Source organism: Paenarthrobacter sp. YJN-5 (assembly GCF_015040095.1).
Taxonomy (GTDB): Bacteria; Actinomycetota; Actinomycetes; order Actinomycetales; family Micrococcaceae; genus Arthrobacter; species Arthrobacter ureafaciens.
This window is the reverse complement of the sequence record NZ_CP053544.1, coordinates 174,667-197,133: the sequence shown is the minus strand read 5'-3', so window position 1 is coordinate 197,133 and position 22,467 is coordinate 174,667. Positions and strand designations below refer to the sequence as shown.

The 22,467-nt window shown below is 58.2% G+C and carries 20 protein-coding genes and 3 pseudogenes; 11 read left to right on the top strand and 12 right to left on the bottom strand.

The features are described 5' to 3' along the window. Positions 1–27 precede the first annotated feature (27 nt). Both HMI59_RS00935 and HMI59_RS00930 read left to right on the top strand, forming a co-directional pair. Positions 28–1,131 (top strand): 2,6-dihydropseudooxynicotine hydrolase, encoded by a 1,104-nt coding sequence (locus HMI59_RS00935; protein ID WP_193592522.1) that lies wholly within the window; start codon positions 28–30, stop codon positions 1,129–1,131. Continuing rightward, positions 1,124–1,474 carry a cupin domain-containing protein gene (locus tag HMI59_RS00930; RefSeq protein ID WP_016359453.1) on the top strand — a complete coding sequence of 117 codons (351 nt, stop codon included), beginning with the start codon at positions 1,124–1,126 and terminating at the stop codon, positions 1,472–1,474. The genes HMI59_RS00935 and HMI59_RS00930 overlap by 8 nt, the downstream gene beginning before the upstream one ends. 34 nt (positions 1,475–1,508) lie before the next feature. On the opposite strand, the gene HMI59_RS00925 is transcribed toward HMI59_RS00930, so the two are convergent. After that, the gene (locus HMI59_RS00925) at positions 1,509–2,732 is read right to left on the bottom strand and encodes a CdaR family transcriptional regulator (RefSeq protein WP_016359454.1); all 1,224 of its coding nucleotides are present in this window, start codon (positions 2,730–2,732) and stop codon (positions 1,509–1,511) included. A 63-nt stretch (positions 2,733–2,795) separates the two neighbouring features. On the opposite strand from HMI59_RS00925, the gene HMI59_RS00920 reads away from it, so the two are divergent. The 3 genes from HMI59_RS00920 (at position 2,796) to kdhB (ending at position 5,501) form a co-directional block, all read left to right on the top strand. Beyond that, positions 2,796–3,980 carry a CdaR family transcriptional regulator gene (locus tag HMI59_RS00920; RefSeq protein WP_166842587.1) on the top strand — a complete coding sequence of 395 codons (1,185 nt, stop codon included), beginning with the start codon at positions 2,796–2,798 and terminating at the stop codon, positions 3,978–3,980. A 148-nt stretch (positions 3,981–4,128) separates the two neighbouring features. Next, positions 4,129–5,019, top strand: coding sequence for a 6-hydroxypseudooxynicotine dehydrogenase complex subunit alpha (gene kdhA, locus HMI59_RS00915; protein ID WP_016359456.1), 891 nt, complete (start codon positions 4,129–4,131; stop codon positions 5,017–5,019). Beyond that, positions 5,019–5,501, top strand: coding sequence for a 6-hydroxypseudooxynicotine dehydrogenase complex subunit beta (gene kdhB / locus HMI59_RS00910; protein WP_016359457.1), 483 nt, complete (start codon positions 5,019–5,021; stop codon positions 5,499–5,501). The genes kdhA and kdhB overlap by 1 nt, the downstream gene beginning before the upstream one ends. 1,367 nt (positions 5,502–6,868) lie before the next feature. On the opposite strand, the gene HMI59_RS25590 is transcribed toward kdhB, so the two are convergent. From HMI59_RS25590 to moaA, 10 genes and pseudogenes are all read right to left on the bottom strand, one after another. After that, positions 6,869–7,105 (bottom strand): hypothetical protein, encoded by a 237-nt coding sequence (locus HMI59_RS25590; RefSeq protein ID WP_016359460.1) that lies wholly within the window; start codon positions 7,103–7,105, stop codon positions 6,869–6,871. A 15-nt stretch (positions 7,106–7,120) separates the two neighbouring features. Further along, on the bottom strand, positions 7,121–7,495 hold the full coding sequence (locus tag HMI59_RS00905; RefSeq protein WP_166842586.1) for a DUF948 domain-containing protein: 375 nt from the start codon (positions 7,493–7,495) through the stop codon (positions 7,121–7,123). 553 nt (positions 7,496–8,048) lie between these two features. Further along, entirely contained in the window at positions 8,049–9,326 is a 1,278-nt protein-coding gene (locus HMI59_RS00900) for a (S)-6-hydroxynicotine oxidase (protein ID WP_193592521.1), read from the bottom strand. 67 nt (positions 9,327–9,393) lie between these two features. After that, positions 9,394–11,844, bottom strand: coding sequence for a 2,6-dihydroxypyridine 3-hydroxylase subunit NdhC (ndhC, locus tag HMI59_RS00895; RefSeq protein ID WP_071416792.1), 2,451 nt, complete (start codon positions 11,842–11,844; stop codon positions 9,394–9,396). Continuing rightward, on the bottom strand, positions 11,837–12,334 hold the full coding sequence (gene ndhB, locus HMI59_RS00890) for a 2,6-dihydroxypyridine 3-hydroxylase subunit NdhB (protein ID WP_026005772.1): 498 nt from the start codon (positions 12,332–12,334) through the stop codon (positions 11,837–11,839). The genes ndhC and ndhB overlap by 8 nt, the downstream gene beginning before the upstream one ends. Continuing rightward, positions 12,331–13,182, bottom strand: coding sequence for a 2,6-dihydroxypyridine 3-hydroxylase subunit NdhA (ndhA, locus tag HMI59_RS00885; RefSeq protein ID WP_016359465.1), 852 nt, complete (start codon positions 13,180–13,182; stop codon positions 12,331–12,333). The genes ndhB and ndhA overlap by 4 nt, the downstream gene beginning before the upstream one ends. Positions 13,183–13,625: 443 nt before the next feature. Beyond that, a pseudogene (locus HMI59_RS00880) lies at positions 13,626–13,799 on the bottom strand (integrase core domain-containing protein); the annotation flags it as partial. Beyond that, a pseudogene (locus tag HMI59_RS00875) lies at positions 13,786–13,959 on the bottom strand (leucine zipper domain-containing protein); the annotation flags it as partial. The pseudogenes HMI59_RS00875 and HMI59_RS00880, both read right to left, overlap by 14 nt. A 277-nt stretch (positions 13,960–14,236) precedes the next feature. Continuing rightward, positions 14,237–14,503, bottom strand: coding sequence for a MoaD/ThiS family protein (locus tag HMI59_RS00870; RefSeq protein WP_017200510.1), 267 nt, complete (start codon positions 14,501–14,503; stop codon positions 14,237–14,239). A gap of 6 nt (positions 14,504–14,509) precedes the next feature. After that, positions 14,510–15,628 (bottom strand): annotated as a pseudogene (moaA, locus tag HMI59_RS00865) (GTP 3',8-cyclase MoaA). Positions 15,629–15,851: 223 nt separating this feature from the next. On the opposite strand from moaA, the gene glp reads away from it, so the two are divergent. From glp to HMI59_RS00835, 6 genes are all read left to right on the top strand, one after another. Beyond that, complete coding sequence (glp, locus tag HMI59_RS00860; protein WP_082038922.1) at positions 15,852–17,207, top strand: gephyrin-like molybdotransferase Glp; 1,356 nt, start codon at positions 15,852–15,854, stop codon at positions 17,205–17,207. Beyond that, positions 17,204–17,710, top strand: a complete 507-nt coding sequence (gene moaC / locus HMI59_RS00855) for a cyclic pyranopterin monophosphate synthase MoaC (protein ID WP_017200507.1) — start codon at positions 17,204–17,206, stop codon at positions 17,708–17,710. Before glp ends, moaC begins: the two co-directional genes overlap by 4 nt. Before the next feature lie 112 nt (positions 17,711–17,822). Beyond that, a complete protein-coding gene (locus tag HMI59_RS00850; RefSeq protein WP_017200506.1) occupies positions 17,823–18,290 on the top strand; it encodes a molybdenum cofactor biosynthesis protein MoaE in 468 nt (155 codons plus the stop codon). After that, positions 18,271–19,089 (top strand): molybdate ABC transporter substrate-binding protein, encoded by an 819-nt coding sequence (gene modA / locus HMI59_RS00845; protein WP_193592520.1) that lies wholly within the window; start codon positions 18,271–18,273, stop codon positions 19,087–19,089. Before HMI59_RS00850 ends, modA begins: the two co-directional genes overlap by 20 nt. Beyond that, the gene (locus HMI59_RS00840; protein WP_017200504.1) at positions 19,064–19,927 is read left to right on the top strand and encodes an ABC transporter permease; all 864 of its coding nucleotides are present in this window, start codon (positions 19,064–19,066) and stop codon (positions 19,925–19,927) included. The genes modA and HMI59_RS00840 overlap by 26 nt, the downstream gene beginning before the upstream one ends. Continuing rightward, positions 19,924–20,973, top strand: coding sequence for a sulfate/molybdate ABC transporter ATP-binding protein (locus HMI59_RS00835; RefSeq protein WP_017200503.1), 1,050 nt, complete (start codon positions 19,924–19,926; stop codon positions 20,971–20,973). The genes HMI59_RS00840 and HMI59_RS00835 overlap by 4 nt, the downstream gene beginning before the upstream one ends. A gap of 1,145 nt (positions 20,974–22,118) precedes the next feature. Here HMI59_RS00835 and HMI59_RS00830 read toward each other — a convergent pair. Next, complete coding sequence (locus HMI59_RS00830) at positions 22,119–22,418, bottom strand: hypothetical protein (protein WP_193592519.1); 300 nt, start codon at positions 22,416–22,418, stop codon at positions 22,119–22,121. Between the last annotated feature and the right edge of the window lie 49 nt (positions 22,419–22,467).

Genomic DNA, 22,467 nt, shown 5'->3' with positions numbered 1-22,467 from the left:
GAAGTCTGACTATAGGGAGATAACGGTATGACTGTAACTTCGCAGGTGAAACCTGAAGATGAAATGCTGAACTGGGGGCGTCTTATCCTTGACGGCGTTTCCTACTCAGACATGGTGGGTGCTCGCGATAGGCCCAAGGAAATCACCTGGTTTGACTACTGGATGAGTCTCGCAAATGAGTATGAGCAGGAAGCGGAAAGGAAAGTGGCACTGGGCCATGACCTGTCCGCCGGTGAACTCCTGATGTCAGCCGCACTCTGTGCCCAGTACGCTCAGTTCCTCTGGTTCGACGAGCGCCGGCGGAAGGGCCAAGCTCGGAAAGTTGAGCTGTATCAGAAGGCAGCTCCACTGTTGTCCCCGCCTGCAGAGCGTCACGAGCTAGTCGTCGACGGTATCCCGATGCCCGTCTATGTGCGCATTCCGGAGGGACCGGGACCACACCCCGCTGTGATCATGCTTGGTGGTCTTGAGAGCACAAAAGAGGAAAGTTTCCAGATGGAAAATCTTGTGCTCGATCGGGGAATGGCTACTGCCACATTTGACGGTCCCGGCCAGGGCGAGATGTTTGAGTACAAGCGGATTGCGGGTGATTACGAAAAGTACACGTCCGCGGTAGTGGATCTGCTCACCAAACTTGAAGCGATTCGGAATGATGCTATCGGAGTGCTGGGGCGGAGCCTGGGCGGTAATTACGCTCTCAAATCTGCCGCCTGTGAACCGCGTTTGGCCGCATGCATTTCTTGGGGCGGATTCTCAGACCTGGACTACTGGGACCTCGAAACTCCCCTGACAAAGGAAAGCTGGAAGTACGTCTCCAAGGTTGACACTTTGGAGGAAGCAAGGCTGCACGTCCATGCGGCTTTGGAGACCCGGGACGTCCTTTCCCAGATCGCATGCCCGACGTACATCCTGCACGGGGTGCACGACGAGGTTCCACTGTCCTTCGTGGATACCGTCCTCGAATTGGTGCCGGCAGAACACCTGAACCTAGTGGTTGAAAAGGACGGTGATCACTGCTGCCACAACCTTGGAATCCGTCCCCGGCTTGAAATGGCAGACTGGCTCTATGATGTTCTGGTTGCCGGAAAGAAGGTCGCCCCAACAATGAAAGGGTGGCCCCTCAATGGATAAGATCAGGAAGATCAGTACCGCGACCGCGCCGCTTGAATCCTGGCAGCCGGACGGTGTAACCGTCCATGAGGGAAATCCCAATGGTCATGGGTTCACGCTTTTCGAACGCACTTCCTCTCCCCAGTTCGGCACGGGTATCTTCACTTCGCAGCCGAGCACAACAACCTATGAACTCACTGACAACGAGATTATCTACGTTGTCGAAGGCTCAGCAACGCTCACACTTGCATCCCAAGAGCCGGTTTCCGTGACTGCCGGCGATTTGGTATTTCTGCCGAAGGGGCACACATCTACCTGGGAGTTTCACGAGCCATTCAAGGAAATCTGGTTCTTGGTGGAATAGGAGATGTTAGCAGCGACGCCGTGAGCAGGTTCATTTACGGTGCAGGTTGCGGGAGGCCGGGAGATTCCTCCAACCCAGTAAGCTCGAGCTTCATGGCCTCGACCATCCGCGAAAGTCTGATGGCAACGGGCAATTCATCTCGCAGCACTCCCCTTGCACCAATTTTGCCCTCGATGAGTTTCAGTCGATAGGCGATAGTTCGGCTGTGCACTCCGAGGCGCTGTGCCGCAGACGCCGCATTCTGACCCGAAGCAAAATAGGCTTCGAGGGTTTCCACTAACCTGCTTGGGGGGTCTTGGTGCAATCCGAGACCCCCCAGTTCGTCGGAGATGAATGTGGTTACGGCAGCGAGATCGCGCATAGCCAACGCCTCGAGCATGACATCTTCATACCAAGTGACCTGAGTGCCCAGTTTTTGGGCAACCGAATCGGCCTCCAACGCCCGTCTATGGGAAACTATAAATCCGTCCACACCTTCGCTCAGAGTCCCAAACGAAATTCTGGTGTCCTTCGGCAAGGCGTTTGCGAGGACAACTTGCGGTGAGGGCAGCCGATTCGACCACTCCGCCCAAATATAGCCGGTCTCATCCTCGGCCGTGATAACAAGGGGGCGGATCCGAGAGGCAGTGCCCAGTGTCCGAGCAACAGCCTCCGTGCTTTCGCCAGGTACCACGGCTGCCAGGTGCCGGCCGGAAAGGTTATAAGAAAAAACCGTCGAATCGATTGGGAGCCCAGCGAGGAGAGCCCTCAGCGTCGATAGCTTCCTCCGGTTCTGGCTCTGCCTTGAAAATGCGGTGCTCTCCATTTGGTACGTCTCAATAATGGAAGCGGAAACTTTATCGTTCCAAGCGAAATGGCTTGCACTGGCGTGCCGCAGAACCTTTGACCGTCGGACGGGATCGGCGATGATTCGATGCGCCTCTTCCAAGACAAACTCCCACAAAGTGGCTTGGGCCGCCCTAGATCCCCTGAGCAGATGATGAAGGTCGACGCCCGCCCGCGCAGCCAGCCTCACCTCGCGAAGAGTTTCGTTGGAAGCCCTAGTGGCTCCTACGCGCCCCTGACCGATGTATTCGAGGACATCGCGCAAGGAAGCCGTGATGGTTTCCGATTCCGCCTCGGTAAGAGAGGCGTTACGTGTCGCGGTCGAATAGTCTTCGTACGCATACTGCAGTCTCGCCCGTATACAGTCATAGATTTCGGGAATCCTTGCCTTCACGGCAACGGAAAGTTCATCCAGTCCTTCCTCAATGGTCATACACTGAGACTATCAACAGAGCTCGCCTGCGCCGAGACTCAGGCGGCGCATGAATTTAGGAACATGATCCAGACACAACATCTATCGGCAATATCGGTCGCCATTACATCGGACATAAATCAACTGTCCGACTCTATGGTCCGTCGACTCCATGATGATGTTCAGGCTGGTGTGGGCTTAGACCCTGCACTGGCGCAGCGGAGATCTGAGCGGCTGGCCGCGGCCCTGCTATCTATCAGCAGGGCCTTGTCCGGGTCAGAGGAACCAGACGACAAGTTTCTTGCCGAGGCCACCTTGGAGGCTCGCGAGACAGCCCAGGCCGGCGTGGATCTACTCGAGCTCATCCATACCTATCGAGTGCTGCAGTCTGCGACCTGGGATGTGCTCCTGGACCTTACAACTACTCTTATCCCGGATGCATCACAGCAATTGGAAATTCAAAAATGGGTCTCTCAGTTGCAGCATCGGTGGCATGACGTTGTAGTTGCCAACGTCATCGACGCGTATCGTTCAGAACAGCATCGGTTCTTTTACAAGTCGGAGGATCACCGGCTTAGAAATGAGTTGCGGGATTTCATTGCAGGACGGCGCACTGCCCGACCAAACACGGGGTACCCCTTTGAAGGACAACATTTATCCGTGGTGGCCTGGGGAAATGATCCAAAGGGTACCATCGACCTCGCCGCCACGCTGATCAACAGCGAAGTACCTTTGGTACTCGAAAGCACCGGCGGAGCCTTTCTGGGCTGGTTGGCGGTAAAGGATGGACAGAATGCCGACGCGCAAGTCATTGAAGGGGACTTTCCCGACGGTGCACATTTGGCTCTAGGGTCCATTGATAAGGGGTTCTCCGGTTTCCGGCGCAGTCACCAGCGTGCTTGGAGGGCTTATAAAGTTGGCCGCTTGACCGGCGCACGGATAACCCGGTACACGGACGTGGCTCTCGAAGCTGTCTTCGCTACAAATATGCAGGCGGTGCGTGACTTGGTCTTGCAGCAGTTGGGCCCTTTGCTTGCTGACCCCCGCAAAGACATACTTTGCGACACTCTCCGGGCCTATTTCTCTGCTGGTTGCAATGCCGTAGCGGCTGCAGCAGCACTCCAGGTTCATGAGCGCACCGTTGCCTACCGGCTCAGATCCATTGAAGAACGGCTTGGCATAAGCGTTGCAGAACGTCATGTCGAGCTCCTCGTAGCCCTAAGACTTTATGGCTTGCTGAAGTCAATCGCCGAGACCGAAATCCTGTAGCGAACGGGAGCGTCAGGGCTGGTTCGTCGCGGGATTGTCTGTTCTAGATAGGTCGGGGTGTTGATTTGTCCCATGACGCAGAGCGCAAAGTCATACCAAAGGGGCAAAGTGGTGACATGAACAATGAGCGCGGCCGGCGGTACTGCCCGTGAAGCCACCTTCCTTCGATTACGTTGTTGCCGATTCGGTTGAGCATGCGCTCCGCCTGCTGGCGGACGGGGGCGATGACGCTAAAATCATTGCCGGCGGTCAGAGTTTAGTCCCGCTCCTAAATTTCCGGATGTCCCGCCCGTCCCTTTTGGTTGATATAAACCGCGTTCCCGGTTTGGCAAACATCAGGAAATCAGATCAAACCATTGCGATTGGCGCGCTGACACGTCATGCGAAGCTAACAACCTCCAAAACCATTTCGCAAAACCTTCCAATCCTGTCGGAAGCGGCGGCGTGGATCGCGCACCCTCAAATTCGTAACCGAGGAACGATCGGTGGCTCCCTTGCACACGCTGATGCTGCCGCAGAGCTGCCCGTAGTCCTGCTAGCCCTTGACGCCTACGTCACCGCACAGTCTTTGCAAGGTGAGCGGAAGATTCCTCTCAAGGAACTATTGGTCTCACATTTCGTCTCAAGCATCCTTCCCGGCGAGCTCATTGTGGAGGTAAACGTACCTCAATTGCCTCACGGGAGCGGTGCTGCATTTGATGAATTTTCTCGTCGGCATGGGGACTACGCCATAGGTGGCGCTGCGTCCATCGTTACCTTGGATGAGCAGGGCAAGTGTTCGCGGGCGAGGATTACTGTCCTGGGTGGAGGGTCCACCGCCATCCGCTGCCAGGAGGCGGAAAACATCCTAATTGATAGCACTCTCTCCAGCCATGATATTGCCGCAGCTGCGCACGCCGCGGTACAGGGGCTTGACCCCGTGCCCACGGTGCATGGAAGTGCCCAATATCGCGCGCAAGTTATTCGGACAATGGTCGAACGAACCCTCGCCAAAGCACTGCACCGGGCGAGACCGACAAAGGAAAGCATGGATCACTGATGAACGCCTTTCGCCTCACGGTTGAAGTAAACGGAGTCACCCACGCAACGGACGTCGAGCCTCGTAGGCTCCTTGCGGACTTCCTACGAGACGACCTGCACCTCAGGGGTACACGAGTAGGCTGCGAACACGGCGTATGCGGTTCCTGTACTGTCCTATTGGATGGTCAGCCCGTTCGATCCTGCACCGTGCTGGCCGTACAGGCCAATAATTCCAGGATTGAAACGGTCGAAAGCCTGCAGAAGGACGGACAGCTTCACCCGCTGCAGAGGTCGTTTTCTAAGTGCCATGCCCTGCAGTGCGGATTTTGCACGTCAGGGTTCTTGATGACGCTCAAGCCTCTTTACGATGACGAAGACGTCACCCTCGATGCGACATCTGCTCGTGAAGCTATCTCGGGAAATATTTGCCGATGTACCGGATACCAGCAAATTGTGGAAGCGACAGTCGATGCCTTCCATTGCAGAGATCACAACGACTGACGAGGATCTGGGCCCCTTCGCTGCTCTACTTGTAGACCGCCAGCCTTAACCATGGCAATTCCCGCGCCGATCGCGCGAGTATTTTGCGATTGACCTTCAGAAATCCCATGGGGGGTCTGTAGGAATACAGAATTTCGAAAGTGATGATGCAACAGCACTTGATGAAGCGCGATGACGACACGGCCGGACCGAACCAACCGAGCGAGGGGCGCTGGCAAGCAGCTTCTTTGCAGAAGAAACTTGTCAGCGCGGCGTCCGCATATCGAGATCCTGAGCGTGTCTCGATGTGGGAATCCTGGCCTCATGGCTGAGTGTCTATAGAAGGGTACAAGAACGAAAATGAGCTGAAGCTGGTTATCCGGCACCCGCCAACACGAGCGCCAGGCTAAACAGCACTATTTGGCCTTCATGTTTCCGGGCCAGACACGACTCCTCCTGGCTCGGAATTCACCGTCCATGAAAGGCTGCGGGGAATGCAGCATCTGCATTCCCCGCAGCCTTCTTACAGTGACACTACTCCGGACAGATTGGATGTCTGCCGCGCGCCCTCACCGGTCAAGCGAACTTGGCCCCGGGGGGACTCTATCGCGTGATGATTCTCGTCTTGAGCCCGATGACCGCATAACGCGGTTTGCAGGGTGTAATCCTGCGCACTGTCGACAAAACCACGTACCGCTGTGCAGGTAGGTCAAGACGGGCCTGCAAGATATTCTTTGATGCTTGAGCTCACATATCCTCGCCGGGTTGCATCCGTAGGCCGCCACCGTGGACGAAACCTGCAGCGGCGCCGTAGAGATCGTCCGAAACTGTCAGTCAACAAGGCGAGAAACATTTCCGCGGTCGCCTGCCGGCATTATGGGTGGCGCAGCAAGACAGTTGAACGAAGTTGTGAAGCCTGCGGTCTGCCTTGTCGCAGGTACTCATGCGTTCCAGAGGGCGGGAGTGGTGGAGCTGACCCTGCTCCCAGAGGGCGGGGGATGAGTCCAATGGGCAAACCAGTTCCCGTAGACCTCGTTCCTGCGGCGTAGTGTTTTATTCCAGCGGAGATTTAACGCCAGGTAGGGCACTGGATTCCGACGGCCAATGTCCGGCCAGTCATCCGGTGAGGCATACGGCCGACGATTTGAGCAAGATGCTGTCAGGTGCGCTATACCGAGGCTGTCGCCCCAGTTCCACTCCACCACAGTGTCAGTCCAGGGCTTCTGTTCGAAGAACGGACTAATCCCGAATAAGAGCCATGGTCAGCACCCTAGGCGAGGTACCGGTCACTTCCCGAAAGATGGTCCTTGAAACGGCCCAGATATTTGCTTGTGTCCAACGAGCTCTGGAAGAGACAGTTGCGCTGTCCCTACAGCCGGCTTCGATGGTCATAGGTCGCTTGGCACTTGGACCGCGCTACTTGCCTTAAGCGCGACGCGAAGCTCCGTGTCCCGTTCGCGCATTCCTGCGCGGACGGCGTCGGCAAAATCGTAAATTCCCTGAGTAATGCCGGCTACTGCCCGCTCTAGGCCTTCATGCCCCAATCCGGACTTTTTTTCATCCACCTTCCGAAGGGCAATGATTCCAATAGCCACACCGATTCCCATCCAAACAAGTCGTTTCATGCTTCTCTCCGGAACTCAGCGGCTTCGGCGGCCGGTGGCGGGTTTGGAGTGATTCACCAAGGCCGTTCTGACACCGTGACTAAAAGCCAATACCTTGATCAACGGTGACCCTATACTGGCAGCGACGAGAGAGGACAGGGCGGAGACGTTGGCGCTGGCGTCAGAAACGTTAGTCGCTATGGTGTCCACCTTCTTGAGTTGGTGGTGTGTGGTGGTCACAATAGCTGTCACCTCATCCAACATCGGTGCGGTGCCGTCACTTAATGATCTGACTGCCATTCGCACCTCGTCGAGTACCTGGCCTAGCTTCATAATGGGCACCGCCAACAGCAGGACAAGGAGTGCAAAGACCCCAGCGGCAATCAGCCCGGCGATAGCACCAACAGACATAGATTCATCTCCAACAAGATTGATGTGTGAGCACAAAGGTGCCCGCAATGACGGGGAAAGAGTGGCACTGAAAGCGCTGGCCTTGGTGCCGGCGAATCCTAAGGCAACAAGGCGAGACAGCAGCCTTTTACGCACCAAAGCCACCTGGTTAGCCTGAAACCTGATGGCAGCGTGCCACGAGAGAATCGGCCGATACTTATGGCTCCTGCCAGACACCCGCTGGAGCAGGAGAAACAGGCGTTGGGCACCGTAGCGGCACCAAGTTATGCGAAATACCCTGTATCAAGTCCTTGAACCAAAATCCGATGACCACGAAGCCCAAGCGGGGCGACCCTTGACAACCAGAAGGCCACCGGCCGCCATTCCTAACGGCCGGTGACGTTCATCAGACTCAGTGCAACTGCTTGCTGTCGTGGTTGCAGCAGGCGCCGGCGTCAACCCGTACGCTGCAGACGGTCACCTGTATCTGGGAGGTACCGCTTGCCTTAGTAATGCTGTCTTGGGCCGAAGTCATCCGAGAGCGCCGAGGAATGCATAAGTGAGGCTGCAGGTTCTACGAATGCAGAATTGCGTTCACCGCGCATTCAGCGGTTTCCAGTGCGCCTTCAATATATCCGGGGAACTCTAACGAAACATCGGAACCTACGAAATGAATCCGGCCAGCGGGCTCTCCAAGTTCCTTATGCACTCGACTAAATTGTCCCACGCGCGGTGCTACCCAGGGCCCCTCGAAAAGCGGGTCTGCGATCCAGTCGTGGTAGTCGATACCCAGAACTTCAACCTCCGGCAAGTAGTAAAGCACCGCGTCCTTGACTGCGCCGATATCGGTCGGATCGAAGGATCCTGAGTCCGTGAAAGCCACCAACAGTCGTTCGCTTTCCGACACCTCGCAATAATCGTAGAGAGTGGGAAATATTCCGTCTCCGACGCATTCAATTCCTGCCTCGGCTCCACGCACGTGGATAAGAATTTTCAGACCCTGACCACCATGCCCTTCCTCGATTACTGACCTGCGCCGTTCAGGAAGTGCAGGGGTGAAAACGATCCTTCGCCAAGTGTTCATTGGAGTAGCAACAATCACGGAATGAGCCTGGAAGGCATGCCCATCCTTGACCGTCACGTTCACTACATCGCTAGACTGGTCTATTCCGGTCACGACAGTCTGCAGTCTGATTTCAGGAATTTCTTGGCTCATTGCATCGACAAGGTCAGCGGAACCATTGGAAAAAACTTCGTCCAGCGAGAGAACAACACCTAGGATGCTGTAGTGATGCGCTGCAACAAGTTGCAGCATCCAAAGCGCGGATGCTTGGTCAGCCGGCTGGCCAAGCATGTTCCATGCCCAAGCGAGCAAGAACTGCCTAGAAACAGGGGGCAAATCGAGTTTGTCAACATACTCGTTCAGTGGGATGTCCAGGTCCTCAAGGTCCTGGTTTTCCAATCCCTTTTCCAGATCTATCCTGTGCGCATCACGCAGCAATGTGTAGGTGGCTGCTTCCACCGCAACTGCTTCTGAGCCAGGAATAGGAAATGCCTGGTCTACTGCGGTCGGTCCAAGGCGATGCCTAAACGAGGTGAACTCGCTTGCAGCTGCAGTGGGAATTCCATACCGGTCCAATTCAGCTGCCAAACGCGGGTGGTGCTTCCGGTGAAGGTATGCTCCACCGATCTCGACCCGCAGGCCAGGTACATTCCGGGACTCCCGGGAATACGCCCGTCCTCCCAGACGTTCACCGCCTTCAAGCAGAAGTACCTTCTTGCCGGCGTTGGTAAGATCGCGTGCTGCTTTCAGCCCGCTGAAACCCCCACCAACCACAATCGCGTCATACAAAGTTTTCCTTCTTTCAAGTTTCTAGCTCGGGCGCTTTGAGCTGCATCAAAGATGCAGGAGCAATGCGTTACTCCCTGTCCATAGGGCCGCGATCAAGCGCGGGTACCCCTGCCCGTTCCCATAGCTCTGACCAGTCCTGGGGGCCCTGCAGGTCAATGATGCCTTTCGTTGCACGAACAACCTTCTCCGGAGTGGCAGGGAGTTCATAGAGGACAGAACCAAACGGAGATAGCGCATCATTTACGGCGTTCAGCACCGCAGCCGGCGCCGAAATCAGACCCGACTCCCCCATGCCCTTCACCCCAGATGCTGTCATCACGGACGGTGTTTCAATGTGCCTGATTTCAAATGGCGGAGAAACATCCATAGTCGGCGTCTGGTAATCCAGGAAAGATGTCGTAGACAAGTTTCCTGCGTTGTCATAAGCCAGCTGTTCGAAGAGGCCCATACCAATTCCTTGTACGACCCCACCTCGAATTTGACCTTCAACAATTGTGGGGTTGATAATAACGCCGCAGTCCTCTACAGAATAAACCTTTTCGACTTTCACAAATCCGGTGACAGGATCCAGTTCAACAATAAGGGCATGGCCGCCGTTCGAAAACATCGGCCGGGATGTGTCCCACGCCTTCGTGAACTCCAAACCAGGTTCAAAACCGGCGGGCCACTTGGATGAGTCCCAGTAGACTGCCATGGCCACGTCGGCGATGCTCACTCGTGATTCCGCAGCGCCTATGACGGACGCGAAGCCGTCTTCCAAAACGATATCTTCCTCAGAAGATTCGAGCATGTTCGCAGCTACGGCCACCAGTTTCTGTCGAATGGCATAAGCTGCACGGTTGACGCACCCGCCCGCGATGACAGCCGCTCGGCTTCCAATGGTACCGCTGCCATAGGCCCCCTTAGTGGAGGTCCCCGCATCGACACTGATCGATTCAAAAGGAATACCCAACACGTCCGCCGCTACCTGAGCGAGCGTGGTTTGATGGCCCTGACCCTGTGAGTTCAATCCCGATGTTATAGTGACCGACCCGGTTGAATCCATCTTGACGGTAGCCGTGTCATGAAATACATCCGTTGCGCCGTGAGCCTGCATCATGCCGGTGCTCTCGCCGCTACTTTCGACGAAAACGCTGATTCCCAGCCCTAGGTACTTTCCGGCTTTGCGGGCTTCATCCTGTCGCTTAAGAAAGGCCGGGTAATCGACCATTTCTTCCAACGCATCGATTACTTCAAGAAAGGATCCCTCCTCATAAACGACGCCCTGGGGATTTGTCCAGGGGAACTCCCTGACAACATTCCGTCTCCTGATTTCAAAAGGAGACACCTTCATCTTTCGCGCCAAATCATCCATGAGGGATTCTCTGGCAAGAGTTCCCGCCGTGTAACCAACGCCACGGAAGGCACCCATGGGGCACTTGTTGGTAACGGCCCCCTCGTAGACGTACTCAGCGGCCGGGATATCGTATACACCAGTTGGCGTGACTGCGGCGGTCGCCCAGCATTCCACAGCCATGGTCTGCGGGGGCATGTGGTAGGCGCCTCCATCAACTAAGGCATGCGTACGAACGCCGGTTATTCGTCCTTCAGCGTTGGCCGCATATTGGATCGTGACGAACTGTTCGTGGGCGTGTGAGCCCGCCAGAAGATTTTCCCGGCGATCCTCTACCCATTTCACCGGCGTCTTCAGGTGCTTCGAGGCCAAGGGCATGAGCATTTCCTCAGGAAATACGTGCGCCTTCTGACCAAAGCCTCCACCCGTATCGGGAGAAATGACCTCACTTCGGGACTCATCGAAACCAAGAAAGAGGCTGAGGCACATTTTTACGTAATGGGGCATCTGCGTCGACACCCAAAGTTTAAGCCGGTCCTCAGTCCATTCGTAGTCCGCTAGGCACCCCCTTGTCTCCATCGGTGCGGCGGCCACCCGACCAGGGTGATACAGGGCGGAAACCACATGCTCAGCATTGCTAAAAGCCTCATCCACGTCCCCAAAAGAAGCCCGCCCGCGAATGCCTACATTGTCGGGGCGTTCGCCATTCGCTACGGGGCCCCCTTGAATCGACTTGCGCGGGTCAAGCACTACCTCGAGGTGCTCAAGCTCAAGGCCTACAAGATCACAGGCATCTTCTGCAGCCGCTCGCGACTCGGCGACTACCAATACAACCGGTTCTCCAACGTAACGTACGACGTCCTTGGCCAAGAGCGGCATGGTCATAGCTTCGCATCCCTCAGCGGTGTACTGCGCTTCGATGCCGGCGCAGTATTGCTCAATGTCGGCGGATGTCCAGACAAGGTGAACGCCAGGCATTTCTGAGGCGGCCGACGTATCAATGCCGGTTATTTGAGCATGAGCAGCAGGGCTGCGCACGAAACAAGCATGCAGTTGGCCGTCGACGTTGATGTCGTTCAGGTACTTCCCGCGCCCGGTCAGAAGTCTTGCGTCCTCAGTTCGCGGAACTCGCTTACCGATGACGTTTCTTGTTATGGGAGGAGAGTAATAGTGTGGGTTATCCATTTTTGTTTCCAATCTGGCCCGCTGCGTCCAGGACGGCCTCAACAATTGTCTGGTAGCCGGTGCAACGGCATAAGTTACCGGAAAGAGCCTCGATAACTTCCTCTTTTGTCGGGCTTGGGTTTGCCTCGAGCAACTCCGTAGCCGACATGAGGAAGCCTGCAGTGCAAAAACCGCACTGGAGGGCGTGGTGCCTTTTGAAAGCTTCCTGAAGCGGGCTGAGGGCTCCGTCCGATAGGTCCTCGACGGTCCGTATGCTCCTCCCATCGCCCTGAGCGGCAAGAGTCAGACAAGATCGTACGGCTGCCCCGTCCATGAGTATCGTGCACGCACCGCAAACCCCGTGTTCACATCCGAGCTTAATACCCGTAAGTTTTTGGTCATTCCTCAGGTGGTCGGCCAGAGTTTCCCGCGCGTCCACTGCAACAGTGCGGCGACGTCCGTTTACTTCCACGTCTATTTCGACGCGATCTGATGGCGATGGTGTTGTCACGTACGTGCTCCTGCTTCAACTATGGTGCGGCGGATCAGCTCCTGCACCAGGCCATGCCGATATTCGGCCGATCCGTGGATGTCTGAGATATACGAGAGCGATTTCGCTCCAGCTTCTGAAGCGGCTTCAGCCCTTTCCGGTGACAGTTCGGATCCGTTGAGGACGTCTTCTGCATCGGGCACTCGTTGTATTTTGCCGACAGCGCCTCCTACGGCAATCCGGACATCAGAAATTCGCGAATCCGCAGTCGATAGAACGACTGCGACATTGGCGAGCCCATAGTCCCCGGATCGCCTGGCGAACTCCCCGTAGCCCCAGCCATTGGGCCGTGACGGTATCCAGACATCAGTGATGATCTCATCAGCGGCCAGGCTTGTCATGTACGGACCGACGAACAAGTCATCGGCCTCAATGGTGCGACGTCCTCTTACGCTTTGGACTTCCACCATTCCGTTGAGGGCAAGCAACACGAGCGGCCATTCCCCGGCTGCATCGCCATGGGCCAAGGAACCACCCAGGGTCCCCCGATTCCTGATCTGGGGATGGGCTATGTGGCGACCAGCTGCCGCCATCATTGGCAGGTGCTTGGCAACGGCAGGCGAATTTACGATTGTTGCATGGGTGACCATAGGCCCGAAGCGGACGTAGTCTCCGACTTCTTCCAGTCTAGTCAAGCCAGGAACGTTCCCGAGGTCTATAACGACGGACGGTTGGGCTAGTCGCATAGCCATGACAGGTAAAAGACTTTGGCCTCCGGCAATGATCTTGGAGTCCTCGTCGGTTGACAGTAGATCGCAGGCATCTTCAATAGATGCAGGTGATGCGTATCTGATAGCAGGTAGTTTCATCCTTCACTCCCTCGAATGACCTTCATCTTCCCCTACTCGCCGGGGCTTCTTGCATGACATGGAAGAACAACTCCATCGCACCATTTGTCGAAGTGCGCATAAGGAGCACCACGTCCGACATTCGGGGATAGACCGGGCAGAGGTGCGCAGGACAATGGTTCCATTTGAACGTCGTGAACCGTTTCATTAGGCACGTCTGGACGGGCATTCCTGGGTCCCTTGGGTTCTTTCCCGGCACAGCCTGTTAGAGCGCCGGTTAATTCACCAGCCGGAAGCCGCGGTGCGGCTTTGTCGCATGCCATTTGCGCCCGTCACCGGAGGAAGTAGCTTTCTACCCAGCACCCTCTGAGGAAGGTACGAGTACTGATACTCCTGAGGTAGACACCAAGCGAGCCTCTCTTGTTGGGCAACCATTGGAAGTCCACAAAAAGCCCCGGCAGCAACTAGTTGTATTGACCTGAGAGGTTGGTGACGCGGCTGGCTGGCGTCTGACCTTTGAGCGCAGTGGCGGCTCGATGGTGATTGTAGGCATGGAGCCAGTCGGGGAAAGCAGCAACCCGCTCGGCTTCTGAGCGGTAGGGGCGGATATAGGCCCATTCCTCGAGCATGGTGCGGTTCGGGTCCCTCCTCGAGGTAGCGCTTCGCCCAACGTTCAGCGGTCGGGACCGAGACCGGAAACCGCTCCGCGGCACGGCGCAGGCTCCAGCACTGATCAACAACGCACTGCGCGAGCTGCAACCGGCCACGAGGAGTGAGGAAAGCGTTAGGGTGGGACACGAAGACCTCCGTGTGTGGAAAAGGACTCTAGACAAGCCCCACTCCACCCGGAGGTCTTCTTCATGTCACCAAACCACGCCGAGCGTCACTAACGTCCGTGGTCAATACAACTCCAAAGATCCACAGGCTGCCTCTTCATCAGGGCTAGGGTCCAAGTAGCTATCGACGATCCTTAACTACGGCGTCGTGCGTAAAGCAGGCCTTCAGTGGAGTTCACTCAGACAGTTACTCTCGGTAACAGCGAGGTGTCGGCCGGATGCACGAGGACAGAACCCGCTTATCCCCCAGCGAAGGGGGGCAGTACGTCAACCACGTCGTCCGGCCCCAGCACCGTCGCCTGGTTGCGGACGGCAACCTCATTGAGAAGGAAGCTGCACCGCGCCAGGATCCGGGGGAGCGGAGGAGTGCCAGCCGGAGGTTCCGGCCGCTGCACAGACTGGATGGCCTCCAAAAGCCCGGCCACGGTTGTTCCCTCCGGCAGGTCGAACTTCTCTTCCTCAAGTCCCGCAGCAGCGCGAGCGGCAGCGAAGTAACGTACGTTCATAACAGGTCAGCCTCCGATGGCGCTCATGCTGCGGTCCGGTTGGACGAAGTCCGGAGCGTCAAGTCCCACGTGGTCCATGCCGTGGGCCTTTGGCTTGAGCCACATCGCATCCTGCCACCGGCGAGCCAGATCATCATCGGAGGCGCCCGAACGCAGGAGCCCCAGCAGGTCGAACTCCTCCCGGGAGAACAGGCAGCTCATGATCTTGCCCTCGGCAGTAATCCTGGTACGGCGGCAATCGGAGCAGAACGGCTCCGTAACAGACGCGATGATGCCAACCGTCCCAAGCACGGGACCGAGCCCGGCACCGGACCCCGCCACCCGGCGTCGTACCTCAAACCGCTCGGCCGGGGCACCGTCCCGTGCCCGCGGGTCCGGGGTGAGGACAAAATCAGTGGACAACAGATCGCGGATCTCCGCCGCGGTAATCATGTTGCGCCGGGTCCAGCCATGGTCGGCGTCCAGCGGCATCTGCTAAATGAACCGCAACTCGTAGCCGCGCTCCACTGCCCACGTCAGCAGCGAAGGAGCTTCAGCGTCGTTGATCCCCCGCATCAGCACCGCATTCAGCTTGACCGGGCCCAGCCCGGCTGCCCACGCCGCATCCACCCCTGCCAGGACCTGGTCCAGGAACGGCCGACGGGTCAGCTTGGTGAAGGTCTCCTCATGAAGCGAATCCAGCGACACGTTGATCCGGGTCAGCCCGGCAGCCTTGAGCGGCGCAGCCTTCTTGGCGAGCCCCACGCCATTGGTGGTCATGGAAATCGGCAGCTCAGGATGGTTGCGGCGCAACTCCGCGATGATGTCCACCAGGTCGTGCCGCACCAGCGGCTCGCCGCCGGTAAGCCGCAATTCCCGGACCCCCAGGCGCCCCACGCCAATCCCGACAATCCGGACGATCTCCGAAGCCGACATCACCGCCTGCTTGGACAACCACTCAAGCCCCTCGGCCGGCATGCAGTACGTGCAGCGGAGGTTGCATTTATCCGTCAAGGACAGCCGCATGTCCGTGGCACGGCGGCCGTAACGGTCCACCAGCCCGACACCCGCGTCTGCAGACCGAGCGGCGGGCACGGACAAGCCTGCGCCCTCCCGGGGTTGCGGTATGCCTAGCTGGACAGTCATGAATTCAGGCTACGCGAAAGCAGGCCAGGTGCGTTTGTGCTGGAACTGACAATTGCGGCAGCCAGTTGTGGCAAGTAGCTATAGCCCGAAGCGCCGCTTTCCTGCTGGAATCATTTTGCACTCAGGAGAACACGTTTGCGCGGTGCGGCGGACGGAAGGCGCACACGAAAACAACAGAGTTTGCTTATCGTCAATAGCTTTGTCGGAAATAAATCAGGTTGGCATGGCCGAGCAGGACCGACAAAATCTCCCGAAGGCAGGACATGCAAAGGCAACCCGAAAGCAGGACATGCAAAGGCAAGAAGAGCAGCTGACCGGACTGGCTGGCAAGCGGCCCGGCGTGGGGACCATTGGAAAGTCACTGCCGGAACATGAACACCGAAGCGTTTCAGTACACAGGCAGGCAATCAGGGATGTTCTCTTTCCGCTGTTGACCCCACCGCGGGTGGAGCGAATACCTCTAATGCAAGCAATGGGACGCGGCCTGGCCGAAACCATACATGCACCGACAAACTTGCCGCCCTTTACTAACTCCCAAATGGATGGCTATGCGGTTAGATCCCGCGACACAGGAGACGGCCAAGGAGGTTTGCGTGTGGCAGCGCCCATCCCGGCGGGCGCAGTACCGGCCCCATTGGCTGGAGGGACGGCTGCTCCAATCATGACGGGGGCTTTAATACCCGATGGAGCCGATGCTGTCGTCCCCGTTGAGCGCGCAGAGCCAAACCATTTCCCTCCTCCCGGTTTGGATGTGACAGTGCGGCTTCCTGAGATAGCCGCCGGAACGTACATCCGCAGCGCCGGCAGCGATATAGCTACAGGCGAATGCGCGCTGTCCGCTGGAACCGTTCTAGGCCCGCGTCAGCTTGGTCTGCTCGCCGCGTTGGGCATCACTGAAGTAGTTGTTAATCAGAAGTTGACGGTGCTGCTGGCTACCACTGGGGACGAGGTCCTTGAGCCCGGAGAGAAACTCGCCCTGGGCAAGATTTTCGATGCAAATAACACGCTCTTGCAGTCCTCTATGCTTCAGGCGGGGCTCAACGTCATCAGGGCCGGGATAGTCAAGGATGAACCGGGGGCTCTCTCGAAACTCTTGAGAAGCCATACCGCGCATGTCGACCTGATTGTGACCAGTGGCGGCGTGAGCGCTGGTGCCTACGAGCCCGTTAGACAGGCCATGATAGATCATGACGTTGAGTTTTCGCATGTAGCCATTCAACCTGGCGGTCCTCAAGGAGTCGGCACCTTCGAGGGGATTCCAGTCCTCGCATTCCCCGGGAACCCGGTGAGCTGCTTTGTCTCGTTTGAGATGTTCCTGCGTCCCCTCCTCAGCGAAATGTTTGCAGCGCCCACACCTCGACTCTCCTTCCGCGCCCCCCTTTCGCATCCCCTGACGTCACCCCCAAAAAAGCACCAGGTCAGAAGGGGCGTCCTCTCAGCGGACGGCACTATACGACTGGAGGGCGGCGAAGGTTCCCATTTGCTGGGAGCACTTGCACGCTCGAACGTTCTGGTGCACATCCCAGAGGGAATTTCGGAACTGGCCAAGGGATCGGAAGTGGAGGTATGGGCGGTATGAGGCTGGAAAGTTGGTCTCCAGGCCTCACCCACCTGCGAACGGACGGCACTGCCCACATGGTCGATGTATCAGAAAAAGTTGAGTCCACCCGGGAGGCGACAGCTACGGGAACAGTTCGTACAACTCGTGAAGTTCTGCTGCTGCTCACATCAGACGGATTGCCCAAGGGTGACGCCCTGGCCGTGGCCCGGATCTCGGGCATCCTGGCGACTAAGAAGACGTCCGAATTGATTCCGCTGTGCCACCCCCTGCCTGTTTCTCAGGCGACTGTCGACTTCGTGCTCGGGTCTGACAGGGTGCAGCTCTTTGCAACCGTGAAAACACGCGGTGTGACAGGTGTAGAGATGGAAGCACTGACTGCAGTGAGCGTCGCCGCTTTGAACCTTTACGACATGTTCAAGGCTATTGATAAGCACGCTGTTCTCACCGACATTCGAGTACTGGCTAAGAGTGGCGGCAAGAGTGGGGATTGGGACCTGGGAACCTATGAGGAGAGAGCGTGACTGCAAACACCAGTGGACTTATCGGACGAGGGGACTGCCATCTATTGAGAGGACGGAAATGAGCGCTGTCCAGCCTAGGGGTACCGGGGAATCCGCCACCGGAGGGCAGTCAATGAGGCAAGCCTTTGCCGTCGTCCATTCCGCGCTCAGCGATCAGCCAATTTCCGTCGACGTGGCCATTGCGGCTGTGGATTCACGTACGTCTGGAGCAGTGGTGAGTTTTTGTGGAGTGGTGCGCGATCACGACGGCGGCAAAGCAGTCGACCGACTTAGCTACACCGCTCACCCCACGGCACACCAGGCCCTAAGCGACGTCTTGGAAGCGGTTGCTGCCAAGTACTCGTTCAGTGACGAGGCGGAGGAAGGCGTTCCCGTGCGAATCTGGGCGGCGCATCGTGTGGGCGCACTCCAAATTGGGCAAGCGGCACTCGTTTGTGCTGTAGCCGCCGGACACCGGGGACAGGCATTCGCCGTGTGTTCGGAACTGGTTGACCGCATCAAGGAAGAGGTACCCATTTGGAAGGAACAGTTCTTTTCCGATGGAACCGTGGAATGGGTCGGTGCCGGTGTCGCAGGTTGATTTATTCCGCTTGTGCACCGGCGCGCTGCTGGCCGCAGGCGTCGTTGCAGCAGGACTGGCTGCTTGCGTTAACTCCACCCCGGACAAAGCCCCGAGCGCGAGCACGGACGGACGCAAAGCGGCCGCCAGCTCCGTGACGGTTTACGCTGCCGCGTCGTTGAAGTCGCCCTTCACCGAGATCGCTTCCAAGTTCGAGGCCGCCAACCCGGGCACGAAGGTTACGCTGAACTTCGCTGGGTCCTCAGCCCTGGTCTCGCAGATCACCCAAGGCGCTCCGGCCGACGTATTCGCCTCCGCCGACAGTAGGAACATGGACGAGCTTTCCGCCGCCGGCCTCATTGACGGAACGCCGACCAACTTCGCCACGAACGTCCTGACGATAGCAGTTTCGTCAGCGGACCCGGCATCGATTTCATCCTTCGCGGACCTGGCGAAGCCGGGCATCAAAGTTGTTGTCTGCGCACCGCAGGTTCCTTGCGGCGCCGCCACACGGAAGGTGGAAAAGGCTGCCGGAACGACATTGATGCCTGTCAGCGAGGAATCCTCCGTTGCCGATGTCCTAGGCAAGGTCACCTCCGGGGAAGCCGATGCCGGCTTGGTCTATGTCACCGATGTCAAGACCGCGGGCGATAGGGTCAAGGGCATCACGTTCCGCGAGGCGGACCAGGCCGTGAACACATATCCGATCGCCGCTATGGGCAGCAGCAAGAACAAGGAACTGGCCAATGCCTTCATCGCCATGGTCACCGGCAGCGAAGGCAAGAGGGTCCTCGGTGACGCCGGTTTCGGTGCCCTGTAGGAAACGCTGGACAGCCAGCAAGACAAACGGGCAGAACACCGGCTACACCGGTTTCCCGCCGTGGGTTTTCGCCCTCGCGGCAGCAGGAGGGCTGTTTGTCCTGCTGCCGCTGGCCGCGATGGTGGCCAGGATCAACTGGGGGCAGTTCATCCCGCTCATCACGTCGGAATCCTCGCTGACGGCGCTCGGCCTTAGCCTGCGGACGTCGGCTGCTGGCACGGTGCTGTGCATCGTCTTCGGGGTACCGCTGGCGTTCGTCCTGGCCCGTGCCAGCTTCCCCGGCCAGCGCCTGCTCCGGGCGTTCGTGTTGCTGCCCCTGGTCCTGCCCCCCGTCGTCGGCGGCATCGCGCTGCTTTATACTTTTGGCCGCCAGGGCCTGCTCGGGCGAACCCTGGAACTAGCGGGGATGCAGATCGCGTTCTCGACCACCGCCGTCGTCCTCGCGCAAACGTTCGTGGCGTTGCCGTTCCTGGTGGTCAGCCTCGAGGGTGCTCTGCGCACCGCCGGCATCAAGTACGAGGCGGTCGCGGCGACCCTCGGCGCCCATCCCACGACGGTGCTGCGTCGCGTCAGTATCCCGCTGGTCTTGCCCGGTATCGCCTCCGGATCCGTGCTGTCCTTCGCACGCTGTCTGGGCGAATTCGGCGCCACCCTCACCTTTGCCGGCAGCCTGCAGGGTGTCACCCGCACCCTGCCGTTAGAGATTTATCTTCAGCGCGAAACGGACGCCGATGCCGCTGTCGCGCTTTCCCTGCTGCTGGTGGCGGTGGCGGTAGCCGTCGTCGGGCTTTCCCGCCCCCGGCCCCGGCCGCTGGCGGAAGAGGCGGAATCAGAATGACCCTGGACTTCAACGCCTCGCTGCGCGCGCGCAACTTCAACGTTGCCTTCACAATGGAGGCCACGGAAACAGTCGCCGTGCTGGGTCCCAACGGGGCAGGCAAGTCGACGCTTCTCGGGATCCTCGCCGGGCTCATCCGCCCGGATAGCGGGAACGCCATGCTCGGCCGGAAACGGCTGTTCAAGCTCGACGGAGGCACTAACCACTTCCTGCCGCCTCATACCCGGGGAACGGCACTGCTCGCCCAGGAACCGCTGCTGTTTCCGCACATGAGCGTGCTGGAGAACGTAGCCTTCGGGCCGCGGGCGGCCGGCGCGAACCGGTCCAAAGCTCTGCAGACGGCACGGCACTGGCTTACAGAAGTGGAAGCCGCGGGGTTCGCCGATCGGCGGCCCGGCCAGCTCTCAGGGGGCCAGGCGCAGCGCGTCGCCATCGCGCGTGCCCTGGCTACGGACCCCGAGCTGCTGCTGCTCGATGAACCCATGGCGGCCCTCGATATTCACGCCGCTCCTATGCTGCGTCGCCTTCTGAAGCGTGTCCTAAGCAACCGCCGTGCCATCATCATCACGCACGATGTCCTGGACGCGCTCGTGCTCGCCGACCGGGCCATCGTCCTCGAAGGCGGGAGGATCACCGAGGAAGGCCCCACCCGCCGGGTTCTGGAAAAACCGCGCAGCAAGTTCGCTGCCGGACTCGCGGGCATGAACCTGCTCCCCGGAACCATCACCGGCTATGGGCTCACATCCGACGGCGGACTGGACATTACCGCGCATCCCGAGGACGGGGCCGTCCCCGGCCAGAACGGCGTCGCCGTCTTTTCGCCGACCGCAGTTTCGGTCTTCCCGAGCGCCAAGCACGGAAGCCCTCGGAACTCGTTCGCCGTGAACATCACAGAGCTGGAACCCCAAGGCGACCAGATCCGCGTCCACGCAGGCGGCCTGTCCGCAGACATCACCCCGGCGGCCTCGGCAGACCTAGGGCTCATGCCCGGGATGACCGTCTACTTCGTCATCAAGGCCACGGCCATAGCCGTCTATCCGGCGTAGCACACAAGACATGCAAAAGCCCCGTCTTCTCCCCGCCACAGTGCTGCTCCTATGCGATGGCGACACGCTCCCAGAGAGTACGCCTGCGGTGAGTAATGGCGCACAACACCGGCACTAAGCGCGGCAAGGTACGGCTATATCTTGGCTGCTGGTCCTTCCGTTTCAGACAACTGCCTTCAGAGAACGGAGTCGATCACTTCATGGTCTGCCTTCGCGGTCGCCGCAGGACCCGTTACTCCGCCGCATGAAAGCCCCACCTGCATGACCCTTAGCCTGTTAACGATCTCTCGGCTCCCTGACGGAGGCTTTGATGTCAGCTGACGGTGATAGTGCCCTTTTGCCGTAAAGAAATATTGATGGCCGCTATGAGAGGAAGGAGGCGCCGCGGACCTCTTCAAGTCGCACGGCTCGATTCCGACGTTCGGCGGAAAAACCTCAGGTGTCTCCGAATCCATCGAATTGAACGGCGCTCTCTCCGCTCCCCTTCAGCGGGGATGTAGAAGTCCGGATCTGTGCCCCCGCGAGGAAGATAGACCTCCTCACACGGCGCTGGAAACGACGTTGCTGGTTTCGTATCGTTAGAAGTCATCTAATCCTCCTTCGGCCCTCCCTGAAGGGCGTTCTTGATGAACCTGCGTTTCACAGGGAAATTCTGGTTGGCAATGCTCAACCTATGAACGCGCCCCCTCGACCAGTGATGGATTCACGATAGCCTCAGCGTGGCTGAGCGTCTTTAGACGCGTCCGTCATATTTGTCGTTCTGGCAGGGTCGAGGAACCCTTTACTTCCCGCCAGGTGCATGATATGCATCATTGCGGCAGGCGAAGAAAGCACCCTGTGCCGTGGCAAGAGCTCGTCACATCTGCCTTTTACGTGAGCTATTTATGGATTCTTGCGAGTCACCGGTTGGGTGAATAGGGGCTTCTCTCCCTGCCTTTGCCACTTGTTAACGCTTGGTTCCACTCCGGAGGCGAACTTCCCTGGACCCTTTTGGATACATCGGTGACCAGCTAGTTCGAACAGTGACTATCCAAGCGGACGACTTCCGCTACGAGAGAAGAATAATCATTGCAGGCACTCGACCGAACTCCTGGGTCTGACGACATTTCCAGCACCGTACCCGTGGAGTCAGCAGGCTGGAAAGATCACGCCCCACATCCCTGATGGCGCACGAGGTCAACGGGGACTGCTGGATGTGCCCTTACTACGTACTGACCCATTCCAAGATCAGTGACCAAGATCCCCATGTCGTTGCGTTGTGCGGCCTGAGCCACCAGATTGATGGCGGCATCAACTGCTCGCCCCTTTTCGGCACCCTCGGTTACCGTTACCTCAAGCATTCCTGGAGACCTTGAATCTTCGTTCCGGACAGTTGGGGCATCCTGCCTTCTCGGATCAGAAGCCCTGCTTTGAAGGTAAAGACCGTTGTTCGTGGCCTCCGGCATGGTAGATCCTTCTTGTCGTTGTGAGGTCGGCGGGTAATCAAACTTGCGT